The sequence below is a fragment of the Streptacidiphilus sp. EB103A genome, assembly GCF_041261405.1.
Classification (GTDB): domain Bacteria; phylum Actinomycetota; class Actinomycetes; order Streptomycetales; family Streptomycetaceae; genus Streptacidiphilus.
The window spans coordinates 134,477-150,915 of the sequence record NZ_JBGCAQ010000022.1; the positions used below are offsets into that span (position 1 = coordinate 134,477).

Annotated in this window: 17 protein-coding genes; 1 reads left to right on the forward strand and 16 read right to left on the reverse strand. The window is 70.0% G+C overall.

Features of this window, described 5'->3' with window-relative positions; all coding sequences use genetic code 11:
* Nucleotides 1–5: 5 nt before the first annotated feature.
* The 10 genes from ABH941_RS32165 to ABH941_RS32210 form a co-directional block, all read right to left on the reverse strand.
* The gene (locus ABH941_RS32165; RefSeq protein ID WP_370133103.1) at nt 6–359 is read right to left on the reverse strand and encodes an ArsR/SmtB family transcription factor; all 354 of its coding nucleotides are present in this window, start codon (nt 357–359) and stop codon (nt 6–8) included.
* 5 nt (nt 360–364) lie between these two features.
* On the reverse strand, nt 365–568 hold the full coding sequence (locus ABH941_RS32170; RefSeq protein WP_370133104.1) for a hypothetical protein: 204 nt from the start codon (nt 566–568) through the stop codon (nt 365–367).
* A 97-nt stretch (nt 569–665) separates the two neighbouring features.
* On the reverse strand, nt 666–1,148 hold the full coding sequence (locus ABH941_RS32175) for a hypothetical protein (RefSeq protein ID WP_370133105.1): 483 nt from the start codon (nt 1,146–1,148) through the stop codon (nt 666–668).
* Nucleotides 1,149–1,260: 112 nt separating this feature from the next.
* A complete protein-coding gene (locus ABH941_RS32180; protein WP_370133106.1) occupies nt 1,261–2,346 on the reverse strand; it encodes an integrase core domain-containing protein in 1,086 nt (361 codons plus the stop codon).
* Between the two features lie 16 nt (nt 2,347–2,362).
* Entirely contained in the window at nt 2,363–4,057 is a 1,695-nt protein-coding gene (locus ABH941_RS32185; RefSeq protein ID WP_370133107.1) for a dipeptide ABC transporter ATP-binding protein, read from the reverse strand.
* Nucleotides 4,054–4,953, reverse strand: coding sequence for an ABC transporter permease (locus tag ABH941_RS32190; protein ID WP_370133108.1), 900 nt, complete (start codon nt 4,951–4,953; stop codon nt 4,054–4,056). The genes ABH941_RS32185 and ABH941_RS32190 overlap by 4 nt, the downstream gene beginning before the upstream one ends.
* The gene (locus ABH941_RS32195) at nt 4,950–5,903 is read right to left on the reverse strand and encodes an ABC transporter permease (protein WP_370133109.1); all 954 of its coding nucleotides are present in this window, start codon (nt 5,901–5,903) and stop codon (nt 4,950–4,952) included. The genes ABH941_RS32190 and ABH941_RS32195 overlap by 4 nt, the downstream gene beginning before the upstream one ends.
* The gene (locus tag ABH941_RS32200; protein WP_370133110.1) at nt 5,903–7,399 is read right to left on the reverse strand and encodes an ABC transporter substrate-binding protein; all 1,497 of its coding nucleotides are present in this window, start codon (nt 7,397–7,399) and stop codon (nt 5,903–5,905) included. Before ABH941_RS32200 ends, ABH941_RS32195 begins: the two co-directional genes overlap by 1 nt.
* Before the next feature lie 199 nt (nt 7,400–7,598).
* Nucleotides 7,599–8,657: an LLM class flavin-dependent oxidoreductase gene (locus tag ABH941_RS32205; protein WP_370133111.1), complete on the reverse strand. Its 1,059-nt coding sequence runs from the start codon at nt 8,655–8,657 to the stop codon at nt 7,599–7,601.
* A 78-nt stretch (nt 8,658–8,735) separates the two neighbouring features.
* Nucleotides 8,736–10,199 carry a DHA2 family efflux MFS transporter permease subunit gene (locus ABH941_RS32210; protein WP_370133112.1) on the reverse strand — a complete coding sequence of 488 codons (1,464 nt, stop codon included), beginning with the start codon at nt 10,197–10,199 and terminating at the stop codon, nt 8,736–8,738.
* Between the two features lie 133 nt (nt 10,200–10,332).
* Here ABH941_RS32210 and ABH941_RS32215 point away from each other — a divergent pair, with 133 nt between their 5' ends.
* Nucleotides 10,333–10,935 carry a TetR/AcrR family transcriptional regulator gene (locus ABH941_RS32215; RefSeq protein ID WP_370133113.1) on the forward strand — a complete coding sequence of 201 codons (603 nt, stop codon included), beginning with the start codon at nt 10,333–10,335 and terminating at the stop codon, nt 10,933–10,935.
* On the opposite strand, the gene ABH941_RS32220 is transcribed toward ABH941_RS32215, so the two are convergent.
* The 6 genes from ABH941_RS32220 to ABH941_RS32245 are packed head-to-tail and all read right to left on the reverse strand — an operon-like array spanning nt 10,925 to nt 16,430.
* Nucleotides 10,925–11,428, reverse strand: a complete 504-nt coding sequence (locus tag ABH941_RS32220) for a flavin reductase family protein (protein WP_370133114.1) — start codon at nt 11,426–11,428, stop codon at nt 10,925–10,927. The two genes, ABH941_RS32215 and ABH941_RS32220, sit on opposite strands and share 11 nt — an antisense overlap.
* Complete coding sequence (locus ABH941_RS32225) at nt 11,425–12,510, reverse strand: alpha/beta hydrolase (protein ID WP_370133115.1); 1,086 nt, start codon at nt 12,508–12,510, stop codon at nt 11,425–11,427. Before ABH941_RS32225 ends, ABH941_RS32220 begins: the two co-directional genes overlap by 4 nt.
* Nucleotides 12,507–13,271 carry a 2-oxo acid dehydrogenase subunit E2 gene (locus ABH941_RS32230; protein ID WP_370133116.1) on the reverse strand — a complete coding sequence of 255 codons (765 nt, stop codon included), beginning with the start codon at nt 13,269–13,271 and terminating at the stop codon, nt 12,507–12,509. Before ABH941_RS32230 ends, ABH941_RS32225 begins: the two co-directional genes overlap by 4 nt.
* A complete protein-coding gene (locus ABH941_RS32235; RefSeq protein WP_370133117.1) occupies nt 13,268–13,495 on the reverse strand; it encodes an acyl carrier protein in 228 nt (75 codons plus the stop codon). Before ABH941_RS32235 ends, ABH941_RS32230 begins: the two co-directional genes overlap by 4 nt.
* Nucleotides 13,492–15,399: an HAD-IIIC family phosphatase gene (locus ABH941_RS32240; RefSeq protein WP_370133118.1), complete on the reverse strand. Its 1,908-nt coding sequence runs from the start codon at nt 15,397–15,399 to the stop codon at nt 13,492–13,494. The genes ABH941_RS32235 and ABH941_RS32240 overlap by 4 nt, the downstream gene beginning before the upstream one ends.
* A complete protein-coding gene (locus tag ABH941_RS32245) occupies nt 15,396–16,430 on the reverse strand; it encodes a 3-oxoacyl-ACP synthase III family protein (protein ID WP_370133119.1) in 1,035 nt (344 codons plus the stop codon). Before ABH941_RS32245 ends, ABH941_RS32240 begins: the two co-directional genes overlap by 4 nt.
* Between the last annotated feature and the right edge of the window lie 9 nt (nt 16,431–16,439).

The following is a 16,439-nucleotide window of genomic DNA, read 5'->3' on the forward strand; positions in this document are numbered from 1 at the left end:
GGTACTCACGCGCTCTTCGCCACCGCTTCCCGGTCCGCCTCGCGCAGCTCCGCGAGGAGGTCCTGCTGGTCGGCCAGCAGTTCGGTCAGGATCTTGCGTGCGGCGCGCAGCAGGTCCGCCACGTCACCGCCGGCCAGGGCGTAGACCACGGTGTCGCCGTCCCGGGTAGCAGTGACGATCCCGGACCGGCGGAGTACTGCCAGCTGCTGGGAGAGGTTGGAGCGCTCCACCTCGATCTGCGTCAACAGGTCGCGCACCGGCATCGGCCCCTCCTGCAGCAACTCCAGCACCCGGATCCGCACCGGATGCCCCAGCATCCGAAAGAACTCCGCCTTCGCCTGGTACAACGGCACCGGCACCGTGATCAGCCCCTCTCCTGCTCCATAGCGGCCCGATCCGCGTCTGCGGACGGCACCTCGACCCCGTTGTCACGGGCCAGACGCAGCGCGTCCTCCAACTCGTCCACGGCCAGCGAAACCGCGTACGAGTCGTGCGCGGCCACCGCCTCCGCCACGCCCGTCCGCGCCGCCCGCACCCGTGCGATCAGTGCCTCGGTGAACTCGTCCATCCCCGTACCTCCCGTGCCCTGCGGCGACCAGCCCACGGCCGGCCCTGCCACCGGATCCAGCTATCCATAATGTATCAAATTGAAGAATTCTTCAATCCTAGGTTGCAAGGACACCGGACCGGACGGCCCCTTCGGGCCACACCACGCCCACCGCACCGCCCCGGGCCCGGGTGTAGGCGACCAGGTCGGCAGTCAGATCCTGCTCGTCGCCCGGCAGCCCGTCCCACGCCGCCAGCACCCGACCGCACTGTGCCACCCAAGCGCGCTCCATCGCCGCCCACGAGTCAGGATCGTCGCGCACGACGGGCACCATCTCGACCTTCCGCGCAGCCAGCATCAACTCCGCGACACTTCCACGGCGGCCCTCCACCACGACGGTCACCTCGCCCTGCCATACCGGCAGCACTAGCTCGATGGGCACCCCGAGCTGGACCGCCGCACGAGCGAAGACCAGCGGCGCACCGACCCCCGCCCGCAGCACCACATGCCCACCGCTGGGCACCCACTCCACCAGCGCCCGCAGCATCAACCGCTGCAGCGCGGGCGTCGCTGCCTCTGGCAGGTCCGCATGTCCGATCAACCCGACCGCTCCCACGCCACCAGTCCCCTTCTCTCCATCGCTCGCGGTCTCCCCTGGTCGGGAGAGCAGCAGTCGCAGGGCCCTGTACCGCTCGAAAAGTCATCGCTGCACGTCATGATGCGTATCGGTACTCGTTGATGGTGCCACCGAGGCGGCGGGTGCGTAGGAGTCTGTGGCCGTTGGGGTCTTCGATGGTGGTGGGTTGTTCGGCGGCGTCGGGCGGGAGCTGCGCTCGGGCTTGATGGGGCCGGTGCCGGTTGTAGTGATCCTGGAATTCGGTGAGGACGTGGCGGGCATGGGCCTCGTTGATGAACAGGACATGGTCGAGGGCTTCGCGTCGGATAGTTCTGATCACCCGTTCGCAGTGGGCGTTCATTCGGGGTACTCGTGGGGCGCTGAGCAGGACGTCCATGTCCTCGGACCGGAAGACGGCATCGAAGGACTCGGTGTACTTGGTATCGCGGTCGCGCAGGACGAAGCGCAGGGACTCCATGCGGGCGCCGAGATCCGTGGCGAGGTTGCGTGCCTGCTGGGACGCCCATTGTCCGGTGGGGTGGGTGGTGACGCCGGTGATGTGCAGGCGGCGGATACCGTGTTCGAGGAACGCCATGGCGTACAGGCGCGTGCCGAGCACGGTGTCGACGTGAAAGAAGTCCGCGGCGATGATGCCCTCGGCTTGGGCGGTCAGGAACTCTCGCCAGTTGGGTCCGGTGCGGCGTGGGGCGGGGTCGAGGCCGGCGGCGGTCAGGATCTCCCAGACCGTGGACGGCGCGATCGGGTGTCCCAGGCGGGCGAGTTCGCCTTGGATCCGGCGGTGGCCCCACTGCGGATTTTCGTTCGCCAGGCGCAGCACCAGCCGTTTGAGGGCGGCCGCTGTCGGTGGTCGACCAGTGTGGCGGCGGTGCGTTGAGTAGTCCCACTTCTTCGCGATCAGTCTGCGGTGCCAGGCCAGGAGGGTACCGGGCGTGACGGGGAAGACCGTCGCCCAGCGGCGGCGGGGGATCAGTGAGGACAGGGCGGAGAACCAGAACCTGTCTGCCGGTTCGTAGCGGACCGGTGCTTTGAGCTGACGACGCAGCACGGTGTTCTCGTGACGCAGTACCAGGAGTTCGGCGTCCTTGGCGGTGTCCTGGCGCAGCAGAACCCCAGGTATGGACAGCAGGGTGCGGGCGGCGCGGTACAACAGCGACACGATCATCAGGTCAGCATCCCAGTCACCGCCGACAGCCACGGGCAGCACCGCTCAGCTGCAGCGATGACTTTCCGAGCGGTACAGGTTCTTCAGCGCGCCGACGTCTGCCTGGTACGGCCGACAGCAGCTCCTGGGTGTAGGAATGCTGCGGATCGGCGAACACCTGCTCCACCGGTCCGGTTTCGACCACTCGCCCGTCCTTGAGCACCAGCACCCGCTCGCAGATCTCCCGCACCACCGCCAGGTCGTGCGAGATGAAGAGCACCGCCAGCCCCAGTGAGCTCTGCAATTCCCGTAGCAGATCCAGCACTTGGGCCTGGACTGAGACATCGAGCGCGGATACGGGCTCGTCGCACACCAGCAGGCGCGGTTGGGAAGCCAACGCCCGTGCGATGGCCACCCGTTGCCGCTGACCGCCGGACAGCGCCAGCGGCCGCCGTCCCAAGTGCTGAGCGGCCAGTCCCACCTGCTCCAGCAGCCGGACGCTGCGGTCGTGCCGTTCCGGCGCGGCGAGACCGGCCGTGCCGAGCGCCTCGCTGAGGCTGCGGGCCACGGTCCAGCGCGGGTCGAAGGCGCTCAACGGGTCCTGCGGGACCAGTTGCAGACTGTGGCGGCGCGAGCGGCGCTCCCGCTCCCGAATGCCGCTCCACTGCTCCCCGGCCAGCCGGACCGTGCCGCGGTCCGGCTCCAGCAGCCCGAGCGCCATCCGGGCCAGAGTCGACTTGCCCGATCCGGACTCCCCGACGAGTCCCAGCGTCTCCCCGGCCCGCACGGTGAAGCTGACGCCGTCGACGGCGGTCCGCCGGGTCGTGCCCTCGCTCCTGAAGTGTTTGGCCACATCCGCGACTTCGAGTAGCGGTTGCCCCGGCGCAGCCGGCCGTCCGGCAGCGGTGGTCGTGGCAGCGGTCGTGGGCCGGATTCCCGGAACGGCTGCCAGCAGCGCCTTGGTAAAGGGATGCCGGGGGCCGCCCAGGACCTGCTCCACGGTGCCGTACTCGACGACGGTGCCCTCCTGCATCACGGCGACCTCGTCGGCCAGTGTCTCGACCACGGCCAGGTCATGGCTGATCAACAGCAGCCCGGTGCCATTCGCTTTCAACTTGCCCAGCAAGGCCAGGATTCTGGCCTGCACAGAGGCGTCCAGCGCTGTGGTCGGCTCGTCGGCGATCAGCGTGGCCGGGCCGGCCGCGAGCGCGGAGGCGATCAATGCCCGCTGGCGCAGTCCGCCCGAGAGCTGGTGCACGTAACTGCGGGCCCGTGCCTCCGGCTCGGGTACCCCGACCTGCTCCAGCAGCTCCAGCACCTTGGGCCTTACAGCCCGCCGCGGTACGGTGCGATGCACCAGCAGCGGTTCGGCGATCTCCCGCCCCACCGGGCGCAGCGGGTCCAGGGCCACGAGCGCGTCCTGGGCCACCAGGCCCACGCGGCGCCCGCGGACGGTGCGCCAGTCGCGTGGTCCGAACGAACGGGCGTCCGCGCCGGAGATCAGCATGCGCTCGGCGCCGACGATCGCGGAGGGACCGGCCAGTCCCAGCAGGCTCCTGGCCAGGGCGCTCTTCCCCGATCCGGACTCGCCGACCAGAGCCAGGCAGCGTCCCGGGGCGAGTGAGAGAGATACTCCACGGACAGCGTGCACCTGGTCGGGACCGCTGCCGAAGCGGACATCCAGCCCCGATACGTCCAGCAGCAGCCGGGTGTCCACGATCTCAGCGGTCACGACGCCGCCCGCCCTTCGTAGCGTGCCTGCGCGTACCGGCCCAGCACGGTGACCGCGAGGACCGTGCACACGAGCAGGAGGCCCGGGAAGAGTGCGATCCACCAGGCCTGCTGCAGGTAGTCCTGGCCGTCCGTCAGCATCGCTCCCCACTCGGGCGTGGGCGGCTGGGCGCCGAGCCCCAGGTAGCTGAGCGCGGCCCCGGCCGATATGGACGCGCCGAGGGTCACTGTGGCCAGCACCAGCAACGGCCCCAGCGTGTTGGGCAGGACATGGCGCAGCACGATCAGCGGGCGCCGCACGCCCAGGCCGACCGCTCCCTCGACATATCCGGACCGACGCACCACCAGCGCCTGGCCGCGCACCACGCGGGCGAAGCCGGGTGCGGTGCCGACCGCGACCGCGATCGTGGCTCCGGCCACGCCCTTGCCGGTGATCAGGAGCACCATCAGGGCCAGCAGCAGTCCCGGCAGTGCCAGCAGCACCTCGGCGGCGCGCATCAGCAGTGCGTCCCCGAACCGGCCGCTGAGCGCGGCGGCCAGTCCCCACAGCACGGCCAGCGCTACTCCGGCCCCGGTGGAGACGGCGCCGATGGCCAGTGAGTAGCGGGTGCCGTACACCGCTCGGGTGAAGACGTCGCGGCCCAACTGGTCGGTGCCGAACCAGTGCCGGCCGCTCGGCGGCTGCAGGGTGCGCAGCGGGTCGGTGTCGGCCGGGCTGCCCCCCGCGAACAGTGCAGGGTGGGCGGCTGCCAGCACGATCAGGAGCAGTACCAGGGCAGCCACGGCCGGCCCGGGGCGCACCCGCTCGAGTGGCCGCCGCCGGATCCGCAGCGGCGGCGCGGACACCCCGGTGGGCGCTGCGGGTACTCCGGCGGGCAGGGAGTGTTCGGCTGTCATGCGGCTCGTACTCCTGTTCCTTCGCGCAACCGGGGATCGATCACCACGTACAGCAGTTCGACCAACGCCCCCACTGCCACGAACACCACGGCGGACGTGGCCACCACGCCCTGGACCACGGGCAGGTCGCGGTCCCTGACCGCCTGCAGGGTGATTCGTCCCAGCCCGGCCCTGGCGAAGACGTTCTCCACCACTACGGCCCCGCCCAGCAGTGTGCCGGTGAACCAGCCGGCGAGCGTCAGTGCCGGCAGGGCGGCGTGCCGCAGCGCATGGCGGGCACGTACCGAGTGCTCGGCTGTCCCACGTGCCCGCGCGGAGAGCACGAACGGTTGCTCCAGCGCGCCGAGCAGCCCCTCTCGCATCACCTGGGTGAGCACCGCTGCGATGGGCAGTGCCAGCGTCAGCGACGGCAGTACCAGTGACCGGAGATCGCCGGTGTCCGACACCGGCAGCCAGCCCAGCCGGAAGGAGAACAGCGTCAGCAGCATGATCCCCAGCCAGAACGAGGGCGTGGAGATGATGACCAGCTCCACCACTGCGGCGATCCGTCGGGGCCAGCGCGCCCGCCCCGACGTCAGCACCGTCACGATGAGGGACATCAGCACGGCCACCACGGTCGCCGACAGAGCGAGTTCCGCGGTCGGCCGGAGCTGTCCGGCGAGCACCGAGGTGACCGGCTGCTGCAACTGGTACGAGGTGCCCAGCCGGCCGGTGGCCAGATGGCCGAGGTAGTCCAAGTACTGGGTGAACAGCGGTTGGTCCAGCCCGTACTGGTGCCGGATCGCGGCCCGCTGCTCCGGGCCGACCAGGGCGCCGGTGCCGACGATGGCGTTCACCGGATCGCCCGGAACCAAGTGCAGCACCAGGAAAGCGCAGCTGGCCGCGCCCCAGACGACCAGGACAGCCGCCGCCAGCCGAGCCGCGAGCCGTCGTACCAGCAGCGGGGGCATCAGGCGCTCGCCACCCAGGCGCCGTAGAACTCGGGCCAGGCCGAGATCCCCAGCCGCAGTCCGTGGACCCTGGTGCTGACCCCGACGGTGGCCGTGCTGACGTAGGCCGGGACGACCACGGCCTGGTCCAGCGTCCACTGCTGCACTTTGGTGTAGGCGGCGGCCTGCGCCTGGGCGGACTGCGCCGCCTGCGCTGCCTCCAACCAAGCGTCCACCTGCGGGTCGGTGACATCGGCGAAGTTGTGGCCGCCGGTGGCCGCGGTCTGGGTGGAGAGGAAGAAGCTGCTGAGAATGTCCCCGTCGGCACGGGCCCAGGCCATCTCGACCACGTCGTAGTGGCCACTGACCAGTTGGGCGGAGACGGCGGTGGCGTCAGTGGACGCGGCGAGGTCCAACTCGATGCCGGCCTTCTTCAGGTCCCCCTGTACCGCCTGCGAGAACAGGCTCGCCTGGCCGTAGACCGGTGCCACTACTGTGAGCCGCCTGCCGTTCCTGGTGCGGTACCCCTGGGCGTCGCGTCCGGTCCAGCCCGCCTGGTCCAGCAACTGCCCTGCCAGCGCGGCATCGTACGGCCAGCTGTGCTCCAGCGCGGTGTCGTAGCTGTGCGGGGTGGTCGGCGAGAGGATGCTCCAGGCGCGCTTTTCGGCGCCCTGGAAGACGGAGGCGACCAGCGTGTCCAGATCGATCGCCCGCTGGAAGGCCTTACGCACCCGGACGTCGGAGAACAGCGCGCCCTTGGTGTTGAGGTAGAACGCGTCGACTGCGCCCGGGGCCTGCTTGGTGAGCGTGGTCAGCGACGGGTTCCTGGTCACCAGTGCTGCCTGGGAGGGCGGGATCGCTGCTGCCGCGTCCACCTGATTCGACGTCAGCGCTCCCACCCGGGTGGCGTCCTCGGTGATGAAGCGGATGGTGAAGGAGTCCAGTAGGGCCGGTCCCGAGTGCCCGACGCTCTTGGGTGCCCAGGCGTAGGCGGGGAAGCGGCTGTAGCCGCGCTGCTGGCCGCGCACATAGGCACCGGCCTTGAAGGGGCCCGATCCGACCGAGCCGGTGCCGGCGCTCAACCTGCCCTCGCCCGCAGCCAGTGAGGCAGGTGAGGCGATGCCCAGATAGGTGGTGCTCGCGGCCTGCAGGAACGGTGCGTACGGACGACTGAAGCGCACGTCCAGCTGGTACCGGCTCCTGACCGTGGCGCCCAGGTACGGGCCCAGTAGCCCTGCCGCGTAGTGGGACTGGGTGGCCTTGGCGGTGATGTGGTCGAAGTTGGCCTTCACTGCGGCGGCGTCCAGCCTGGTGCCGTCGTGGAAGGTCACGTCCTCGCGCAGGTCGAAGGTGTAGACCGTACCGTCCGCGCTGGTCTTCCAGGAGGTGGCCAGCCAGGGTTCCAACTCGCCGTCGGGACCCTGGTAGACCAGGGAGTCGAAGACCGGCCGCTGCACGAAGGCGGTCACATCCTGGGCACTGGCATGCGGATCCCAGGAGTCGGGCTCCTGGTTCACGGCATAGGAGAGACTGCCGCCGCTGCGGGGTGTCGAACCATGGGCAGCACCGGCGCCCCGGTTGGCGCCACAGGCCGTCACGACAGGCAGGACCAGGGCGGAGAGCAACACGGATCTGCGGGGTATTCGGCGTGACGGCATTCCAACTCCGTTGGGCGATGGCGGGTCATGTCGGCGCTAGGCACTGTCGTGCGCGGCTCTAAAGCTGAACTGAAACAGCGTCGTCGACCCCCTCCTGCCCGAGCCCCGGCCGCACGTCCGCGGCCACCTCGGCCAGCAGCTGGAATGAGCGCAGCCGCTGCTCCTGGTCCGGGACCACGGTGAGCGCCATCAGCTCGTCAGCCCCGGTGCGCCGCACCAGTTCGGCCAGCTTGCGGCGGACGGTGGCCGGGCTGCCGATCAGCTGCGGTTCGACGAGGTCGTCGAGGAAGGAGCGCTCTGCGCTGCTGTAGGAGTGCCTGGTCGTGGAGTGCGGCGAGGGGAAGGCCTCGAACCGCCGCACCGTACGCATGCGGATCTTGCCGAGCAAGTACGGGGAGGCGACCTCCCAGGCGGTCCCGTCGTCCTCGGCGACCGTGACCAGCGCGGCGATCAGGGTGCGCGGCCGGTCCAGTTGCCGCGAGGGGCGGAACGCGGAGCGATAGCGCTCCAGGGCGGACTCGGTGGCCTGCGGATTGATCTGGTGCGCGAAGGCGTAGCGCAGGCCGAGGGCACCGGCCAGTCGCCCGCTGGAAGGGCTGGAGCCGAGGACCCACAGATCCGGGCGGCCGTCAGCGGCCGGGACCGCGACGATGCCGGTCAGCGGGTCGCCGGGGGCGAAATAGCTGCTCAGTTCCTCGATCTGGGACGAGAAGTCGTCCTCGCCGCGGTCCGGCGCCCGGCGCAGTGCGCGCGCAGTGAGCGGGTCGGTGCCGGGTGCCCGTCCCAGGCCGAGGTCGATCCGGCCCGGGTGCAGTGCCTCCAGGGTGCCGAACTGCTCGGCCACCACCAGTGGTGCGTGATTCGGCAGCAGTACGCCGCCGGAGCCGACCCGCAGGGTCGTGGTGGCGGCGGCGAGCTGTCCGACCAGGATGCCGGGCGCGGAGGTGGCCAGGCTCGGGGTGTTGTGGTGTTCGGCCACCCAGTAACGCCGGTAACCGAGTTGTTCGACCTGTGGTGCGAGTGCGACGGTGGCCCGCAGGGCGTCGGTCGCGGTGCCGCCTTCGAAGACGGGGACGACGTCGAGCACGGACACGGGTATGCCGGTGGGGCTGGTCATCGGGGGCCTCCGGGAATCGTGTGCCGCCGGTGCAGAGCCCGGCGGCACACGGCTGGAACGGGTCGGGGTGGGATGGGATCAGGCGTGGTCGGCGACCGACTGCGAGGTCGGCTCCGGGACCGGCTCGGCGGCGGGCGCGGGTTCCGGACGGCCCGGCAGCAACAGGCCGGCGAAGAAGACCACCGCTGCCGCGGAGAAAGCCCACCAGAAGGCGTTGCCGAAGGAGTGGGCGGTGGGTGTGGCATGGCTGTTGCCGCCCTGCAGCAGCAGTGCGACGACCGCGATGCCCAGTGATGCGCCGATCTGGTTCAGGATGAACACGGCGCCGGTCGCTCCGGCGACGGCCTCACCCGGGACGGTGCGGTAGACCGCGCCCATGGTGGGCGCGCCGACCAGGCCCATGCCGAATCCGGCCGCGAACTGCGCGGCGGTGAGAGCGATCTGGGAGGTGCCGGATCCGGACTGGGTGAACACCAGCGAGCCTGCGGCGAACAGCAGCGCACCGGTCGGGACCAACTGCTTGGCGCCGAACTTGTCCGCCAGGTTGCCGGCCACCGGCATGCCGATCAGCGTGCCCAGGCCCAGCGGCGCCAGCAGAAGTCCGGATACGAGTACCGAGTGCCCGTGCACCCGCTGGTAGTACAGCGGCAACAGGAAGAGCAGCGAGAACAGTCCGCCGCCGAGCAGGAACATGGTGGCCACACTGGCTGAGAAGCCCTTGCTGGCGAAGAGCCGCAGATCGAGCAGGGGGGTCTTGGCGGTGCGAAGCGCGTGCACCGCATAAGCGGCGAACAGTCCCACGCCCACGGCCAGTCCGACCAGCACCCTGGTGCTGCCGAAGCCCGAGCCGCCCGCCTGCGAGAGGGCGTACACCAGGGCGGCGAAGCCGGGGGAGAGCAGTGCCACGCCAAGGCCGTCGAGCGGTACCGGGGCACCGCTGCGGGGCGGGTCGGCGGGCAGCACCCGGATTGCCAGGATGATCGCGGCGACGGCGAAGGGCACGTTCACCAGGAACATCCACTGCCAGGAGAGGTTCTCGAGCAGCAGCCCGCCGATGATCGGTCCGACCACCGGACCGAGGGTGATCGGGACGGAGATCAGGCCCATCACCCGGCCCATCCGCTCGGGCCCGGCTGCGCCGGCGACCACGGTCATCATGATCGGGTCGACCATGCCGCCGCCGAGGCCCTGCAGGATGCGGAAGGCGATGAGGCTCTCCACGTTCCAGGCCACCGCGCAAAGGAGCGAGCCGGCCAGGAAGACGGTCAGGCCCAGCAGCCACATCCGCTTGGCGCCGAACCTGACGGTGGCCCAGCCGGCCACCGGGATGGCCAGCGCGACCGCGAGCAGATACCCGGTGGTGACCCATTCGATGGTGGTCAGCGAGGCGTTGAACCTGCCGCCCAGGGTGCTGATGCCGACGTTGACGATGGTCGCGTCGAGGTAGGACATCATCCCGCCGAGAACCATCACGCCGACGAGTGTGAGCAGCGCGGGATCAAGCCGAGGGGGCCCGCTCCCCTCCGCATTGCTTTCAGTCATGGAAACTCCTTTGTACCTTGCCTCACATCAAAATGAACTGGGTAGTTCAATTCTATGGCTGGGACGGTAGCATGGCTCCATGAGTGTTGGCGAGACTGCGAAAACAACCGGGGCCCCGGTGGAACGAGGCCGGATGGACAAGCGCCGAGCGATCGTGGAGGCCGCTCTGCGGGTCTTCGCGAGGGTCGGCTACACGCAGGCGAGCCTGGACATGATCGCCACCGAGGCTGGGGTCGCGAAGCCCACGATCTACAACCACCTCGGCTCCAAGGAGAACCTCTTCCGCCACGTCATGACCGAGACCGCGGCCCGCTCCAACGCCAAGACACTGGATGTGCTGGAGTCCTTTCCCAGCGGTGCGGACGAGTTGCGGGGCGGTCTGGAGGATGTCGCCGCCAAGCTGGTCGACTGCTACTGCGACACCCAGTCGGAGGCGGTCCGCAGGCTGCTCTATGCGGAGGCGGTCCGGTTCCCCGACCTCTTCGACGCGGTACGGGCCAGCGGCCCCAACCAGTTCACCGAGGCGCTCGCAGGACGGCTGGCCCGGCTGGCCAACGCCGGCCATCTGCGCATCGAGGACCCGGTACGTGCTGCCAACCAGTTCATCGCGCTGGTCTACGAGGAGTTGCCAGGGCTCAGCGCCCTGGGCACCCGTTCCCTCGATCCGGGCGAGATCGAGGGGTTGGTGAGCGCCGGGGTGGACACCTTCCTGCGCGCCTTCGGCGTCAGCGGCTGAGCCGCCCGAACGCACCCCGGAAGAACAGCAGCGGCTCGCCGTCCTGAACGGCATCGACCCGGAGCACGCGGGCGACCACGATGCCATGGTCGCCCGCCGGATGCTCCGCCTCCAGCGAGCACTCCAGCCAGGCGAGCGCGCCCTCCAGGATCGGCGCGCCCCCCGGCGAGAGCGTCCACGGCATGCCGCGAAACTTGTCGGCCCCGGTCACCGCCAGCCGCGACGCCGCCTCGCGCTGCTCCACGCCCAGGATGCTGATGCCCAGCAGCCCGGCCGCCCTGATATGCGGCCAACTGGTACTGGTGCGAGCAACGCAGAAGGACACCAGGGCCGGTTCCAGGGAAACCGAGCAGAAAGAGTTCGCGGCCAGGCCGGAACGACGTCCGGTGTCCGGGTCGACAGAGGCGACCGCGACCACACCGGTGGCGAACCGGCCCAGCACATTGCGCAGACATCGGGTGCCACCCGCCAGACCCGGCCCGCCGCCGCTCACGCCATCGCTCCCGCGCCGTACCGCAGCCGGGCGAACTCCCGGGTCAGGGCCCTCCGTTGATCCGGATAGCCGCCGCGCATCCGCAGGACGGACAAGACCGTCCAGAGCCGGGTCTGTGCGAAGGACGACGGCGAGCCGTGTACATCGTCATGGGCCAGCAGCCGCACCCCGCGCACTCGGTCGCGCAGCAGCGCCGCGTCGCCCGGCGGGATGATCTCGTCGCGCAGGCTGGTCACATGGGCCACCGGGATCCGCAGCGCAGACAGTTCCTCGGGCGACAGCGCCCAGCCCCGGATCAGGTCGTAGACCTCGTCGGACCCGGTGCCGGTGAGGTGGGCCAGGGTGTCGGTGGTCACCCGGGGCACTGTCCGCTGCCACTCGGTGTCGGTGAAGAAGTCGTGCAGCGGAGCGCCCGCTCCCACCACGCCCCTGATCCGCTCGTCGTGCAGCGCGGCCCGCAGCGCCATATGGCCGCTGAAGCTCAGCGCCAGCGCATAGGTGCTGGAGGTGTCCGCCCGGCCACCGACCGCGTCCAACAGCGCCGGGAACATCCGCCAGCTGTCTGCCTGGTACGGCAGGGTGTTCTCGCCGACGCCGGGCATCTCGGTGACGACACCGGCGAAGCCCAACGCGCCCAGCTGGAGCAACACAGGGGCCCACTGCTCCTTCACGGAGACGATCCCGCCGGTCATCACCAGCAGCGGCTTCGGCTCGGCGGCGTCCAGACCGGTGGTCCAGCAACGGACTCTGCCCTTCGGCAGCTCCAGGTCCAGCCGCTGCACCGCTGGGAAAGCGGCCCGCCAGCGGTCGAAGGAGTCAGTGCAGCGCTCCAGTGCCTCCTGCCGCGCGCTGCCGTCGACGAAGGGGAAACGCGCCATGTTGTAGTGCACACATGCGTCCAGCAGTTTCCCCTGGTCCGCCAGCCGTGCGGCGTCCGTGCTCCACTCCTGCACCCAGGACCCGGGGGTGCCGTTCCCGTCGTGCCGAATCCGGTCCAGCAGCGGATCGTAGTGTTCCGGCGGCAGACCCTGCGAACGGGTGTGCGCGACCACGAAGTTCTTCAGTTCTGCGATGTCGTTCATACGTTCTCCAGCGCCTCCTTGACCTCGGTCAGCACATCTGCGGCTTCGGCCCCGTCGATCACCCGGTGGTCGAAGCTGAGGCTGAGCCGCATCACTGGGGCTACCGCCAGCTCCCCCTCCCGGACCACCGCCCGCTGCAGCACCCGACCGACGCCGAAGGTGGTGGTCGTACCGCCCACCGAGTGGAACGAGTCCACTGCCCGGTGCCCGAGCGAGGTGACCGCGAAGGTGCCGGTCAGGTGCGGACGCAGCGTGAGCGAGCGCGCGGCCTGGCGGAACGCGGACCGGCCCGCGCTCCAGGTCATGCGGTGCAGCCGGCGGACCCCATCGAAGTCCGGGAACTGCTCCGGATCGCCTTCCCTGACCCGTTCCAGGTGCTGCTGAATGTCGGCCAGTTCGGCCTCCTGCAGCTGCGGTATCACGGTCCCCAGCACCACCCTCCGACCACCGAGGGTTCGGTCCAGGGTCACCTTGCCGTTGACGAAGGGGTAGTGGGCGATCCGGGGGCGCGGGCCGCCCTGGATGGCCGCGTTGGCGTCCGGGTGCTTGGCCAGCACCCTCCCCGCGGCGCGCAGGACGTAGGCCGTGGTCGCATAGCGCACCCCTTCGCTCCGCTGTGCCGTCTCCCGATGGGCCAGTACCCGGCCCATGTCCACCTCGGTGTCCAGGAAGACTGGGGAGAAGTCCCGGATCACCTCCAGGAAGAAGTAGGTGTGGCGACGTTCGCGGGGTAGTGGCCCGGGTTCCACGGGGACCGTCATGATGCCACCGCCAGCCGGTAGACCGCCTCCAGGCTGGGCGCCTCCAGGACCTCGGCCAGTGACAGCGGGCGACCCGTCTCGCGCTCCAGCAGGGTGCAGAGCGTCAGCAGATGTACGGAGTCCCAGGACTCCACGGCGTCCCACCCCAGGCTGAGATCCTCGGCGCGGACGGGCAGGGCGAGTTCGTCGCGCAGCAGCACGACGAAGTCTTCGACGGTGTTCACGGGGTGTCCCCTCCGAAATGCGTGGTCAGTCGGATGTGCGAAGGCTGGTCGGGAAGGACGCGCAGGTCATGCCGGAATTCGGCAATCGCGCCGGCGTCGGCTGCGACGGCCCCGAAGACCGTCTCGAAGCCGTTCAGCGGATAGAACTCGGCGACCTTGCTGTTCCGCGCCGTACGCCGGTAGCCGGCCCTGACCTCGGCGCTTCCGGCGTCGTGGGCGTGGCGCAGTACGGCGGCCAGCACTGCCTGTTCGATACCGCGTGCGAACACCCGGCAGCTGAGCAGGAAGTTTTCGATATGCAGCACGTCCCCGTCTTGGCGCAGCAGCACCGCGCCGACCAGGCCGTTGTCCCCGAACCGGTCGGACGACGCGACGGCGAGTACCTGCGCGGCAGGATCCGCGGCCAGGGCGGCCGCCTCAGCGGGCTGCAGGCGCCGGGTGGTGAGGTTGAACTGGTTCGTGCGCAGCGTGAGCTGGGAGACCCGGGCGAGCTCTTCCGTGGCGGCGGGGGCCAGCGTCACTCTGATGTCCAGCTCGTGCAGATAGCCGTCGAGCGAGTCGAAGCCCGCCAGGAAGTCCTGGCGGTCCTGCTCCTCCCGGTAACGGGCGGGCCGTGCCAGATCCTCCGAGGTCAGCTCCCGGATGTCGAACCAGCCGTCCCGCAGCAGCCGTTCGACGTGGTGCGCCGGCTCCGTATCGACCTGGACCACCGCCACGCCCGGCAGTTCACGGCGCACCAGACCGCATTCGAAGGGGCTGTCGTCGACGAAGACGATACTGTCGACACCCAGATTGAGCTGCTGTGCAACCTCGGCGAGATTCTCGTGCTTGGGGCGCCAGTTGGCCCGGATCATGATGAAGTCGTCTGCGTGGAGCGTCAGTTCCGGATGCTCGCCCAATGCCTTCTCCACCGCATCCTGGTCGTTCTTGCTCACGGCGGTGAGAAGTACCCCCTGTGCGCCCAGCTGCGCGGCCACCCGCTGGAACCGGCGGAACGCCTCGCCGCGGTAGCCGCCGGCCGCCTCGATGCCCTGTGTGCCGACCTCGCCCAGTACGCCGCCCCACACCGTCTCGTCCAGGTCCAGGGCGAGTACCTTCTTGCCGCCGCCGTTCGACAGCCGGGCGAGTTGTCCCACCTCGCGTGCGTAGGCCGTGAGCAGTTCCTCGGACAGATGTGCCTTGGCGTAGACGCTCTGTCGCACCTCCCGCAGGGCAATGCCCTCGGCGAGCAGCGGGTCCAGGTCCACGGTCACCACGGCCGGGTGGCTCTCGGAGAGCCGCAGCAGACGGGAGTTGGCCTCTCGCCACACCGAGCCCAGGCGGGCCCGGGAGCGCAGATCGATCAGTTGGGCGGTGAGTTCACGCGGCAGCGGCAGGGTGTTGAGCACCAGCGTGGCACCTTCAGCTGCCCCGGCGAAGACCCCGGCGGCCCGCTCCAGCAGCGCGGTCTTCTCCGCCAGCACCCGTTCCACATCCTCGACCCGCCAGGGCAGCGGGAGTTCGTCGGAGACCACCGCCGGATCCAGGACGCACAGCGCCAGTGCTGGGCGGGCCGCGTAGAGCGCGCTCGACGGATCGACCAGGTCGAAGACCCAGCTGTCGAAATCCGAGAGCCGGACCCTGGCGAGCAACCCGTGCCGGGCCGCCTGGGCGGTGAGGGCGGGGACGAGCGCGGACAGCGTGCCGTGTCCGGTGACCGAGATCACCGGGGCAGGAACGGCGGGATGCGCGGCGAGCACCTCCTCCGAGTCCAACCGGGTCAGCAGTCGTCCGGCCCTGGCCAGTTCGGCGTCGGTGGCGGCAGCCAGCAGGCCGCGCACCGCCGGGTACTCGGCGGCCAGCCGGCCCTCGCGCTGCAAGGCCGCGATCGTGTCCACCGCCGAAGTCGCTGTGCCCTCCGTCACAGTGTTCCCTCCAGGGCGAAGCCGGCTTTGATCCACTTGCTGGACTCGATGGAGACGCCCACAGCCCGTTCACCACCGGCGAGTCCCGCCAGGGCCTGTTCCAGCTGCAGGAACACGATGGCGTTGCCGCAGTTGCCGGCGTCGTCGACGCAGGAGACATTCCGTGCGTCCGGGAGCCCGAGCCGCTTGGCGATCAGTGCGGTCATCCGTCCGGACAGCTGCGGCGGTAGTACGAGATCGATGTCCTCGGCCCTCCAGCCGGTGTCCTCCAGCAGCTCATGGAGGACCTCCTCCGCCATCACCGGGACATGCTCCTCGATGGCCTTGTAGTCCTCGGTCGCCGCAGGGCGGTCGCTGTTCCGGTCGGCGGGGCCGAACCACTCCAGCACCGCACCGGGCGTCCGTCCGCGCCCCACCAGCCGGGTGAACAGCGAGCGAACGACGGCGGAGCCGGGGCCGGGCTCGGTGGAGAGCACTGCCGCACCGGCCGCGTCGCCGAACAGCACGTAGTTCACCAACTCGGCGGGGGCGGCCTTGCGCAGATCCGTGGTCAAGTCGTAGAAGCGTGCGATCACATCCCCGCCCAGCACCAGTACCCGCTTCCCGTGTCCGCTGAGCAGGATCTGACGGGCGACGTCCAACGCCTGAACCGCGCCGGAGCAGCCGGATTGCAGCTGGAAGCTGCGGACGGAGTCGATGCCGAGGCGGTCCGCCACCACATTGACCGTGGCCGGCATCAGCTGGTCCGGGGTGGCCGTGCCCAGTACCACCGCATCGATGTCCTCCGGGTTGAGCCCCGCGGCGTCCAGGGCGCTGCGCCCGGCCTGCTCCGCCAGATCCGCCAGCGTGTCGGTGAGCTTCCCCGACTCCAGGTCCAGGGCCAGATGGCGGGACCTGGTACCGATGAACACCTCGACCCACTGTTCCCACAACGCGTCCATGCCGAACCGCCGGGCCAGCGCGGCGTTGTCCACGGCAGGGCCGGGCAGCGCCGATCCCGCCGACCGGATGTACACGTCCTGACCAGGCATCAGTACCCT

Bases quoted from the DNA above. Each gene is read 5' to 3' on its own strand.
- ABH941_RS32195 (WP_370133109.1), bottom strand. From the start codon at position 5,903: ATGCCCCCGCTGCTGGTACGACGGCTCGCGGCTCGGCTGGCGGCGGCT.
- ABH941_RS32225 (WP_370133115.1), bottom strand. From the start codon at position 12,510: ATGAACGACATCGCAGAACTGAAGAACTTCGTGGTCGCGCACACCCGT.
- ABH941_RS32230 (WP_370133116.1), bottom strand. From the start codon at position 13,271: ATGACGGTCCCCGTGGAACCCGGGCCACTACCCCGCGAACGTCGCCAC.
- ABH941_RS32190 (WP_370133108.1), bottom strand. From the start codon at position 4,953: ATGACAGCCGAACACTCCCTGCCCGCCGGAGTACCCGCAGCGCCCACC.
- ABH941_RS32210 (WP_370133112.1), bottom strand. From the start codon at position 10,199: ATGACTGAAAGCAATGCGGAGGGGAGCGGGCCCCCTCGGCTTGATCCC.
- ABH941_RS32245 (WP_370133119.1), bottom strand. From the start codon at position 16,430: ATGCCTGGTCAGGACGTGTACATCCGGTCGGCGGGATCGGCGCTGCCC.
- ABH941_RS32170 (WP_370133104.1), bottom strand. From the start codon at position 568: ATGGACGAGTTCACCGAGGCACTGATCGCACGGGTGCGGGCGGCGCGG.
- ABH941_RS32215 (WP_370133113.1), top strand. From the start codon at position 10,333: ATGGACAAGCGCCGAGCGATCGTGGAGGCCGCTCTGCGGGTCTTCGCG.
- ABH941_RS32205 (WP_370133111.1), bottom strand. From the start codon at position 8,657: ATGACCAGCCCCACCGGCATACCCGTGTCCGTGCTCGACGTCGTCCCC.
- ABH941_RS32180 (WP_370133106.1), bottom strand. From the start codon at position 2,346: ATGATCGTGTCGCTGTTGTACCGCGCCGCCCGCACCCTGCTGTCCATA.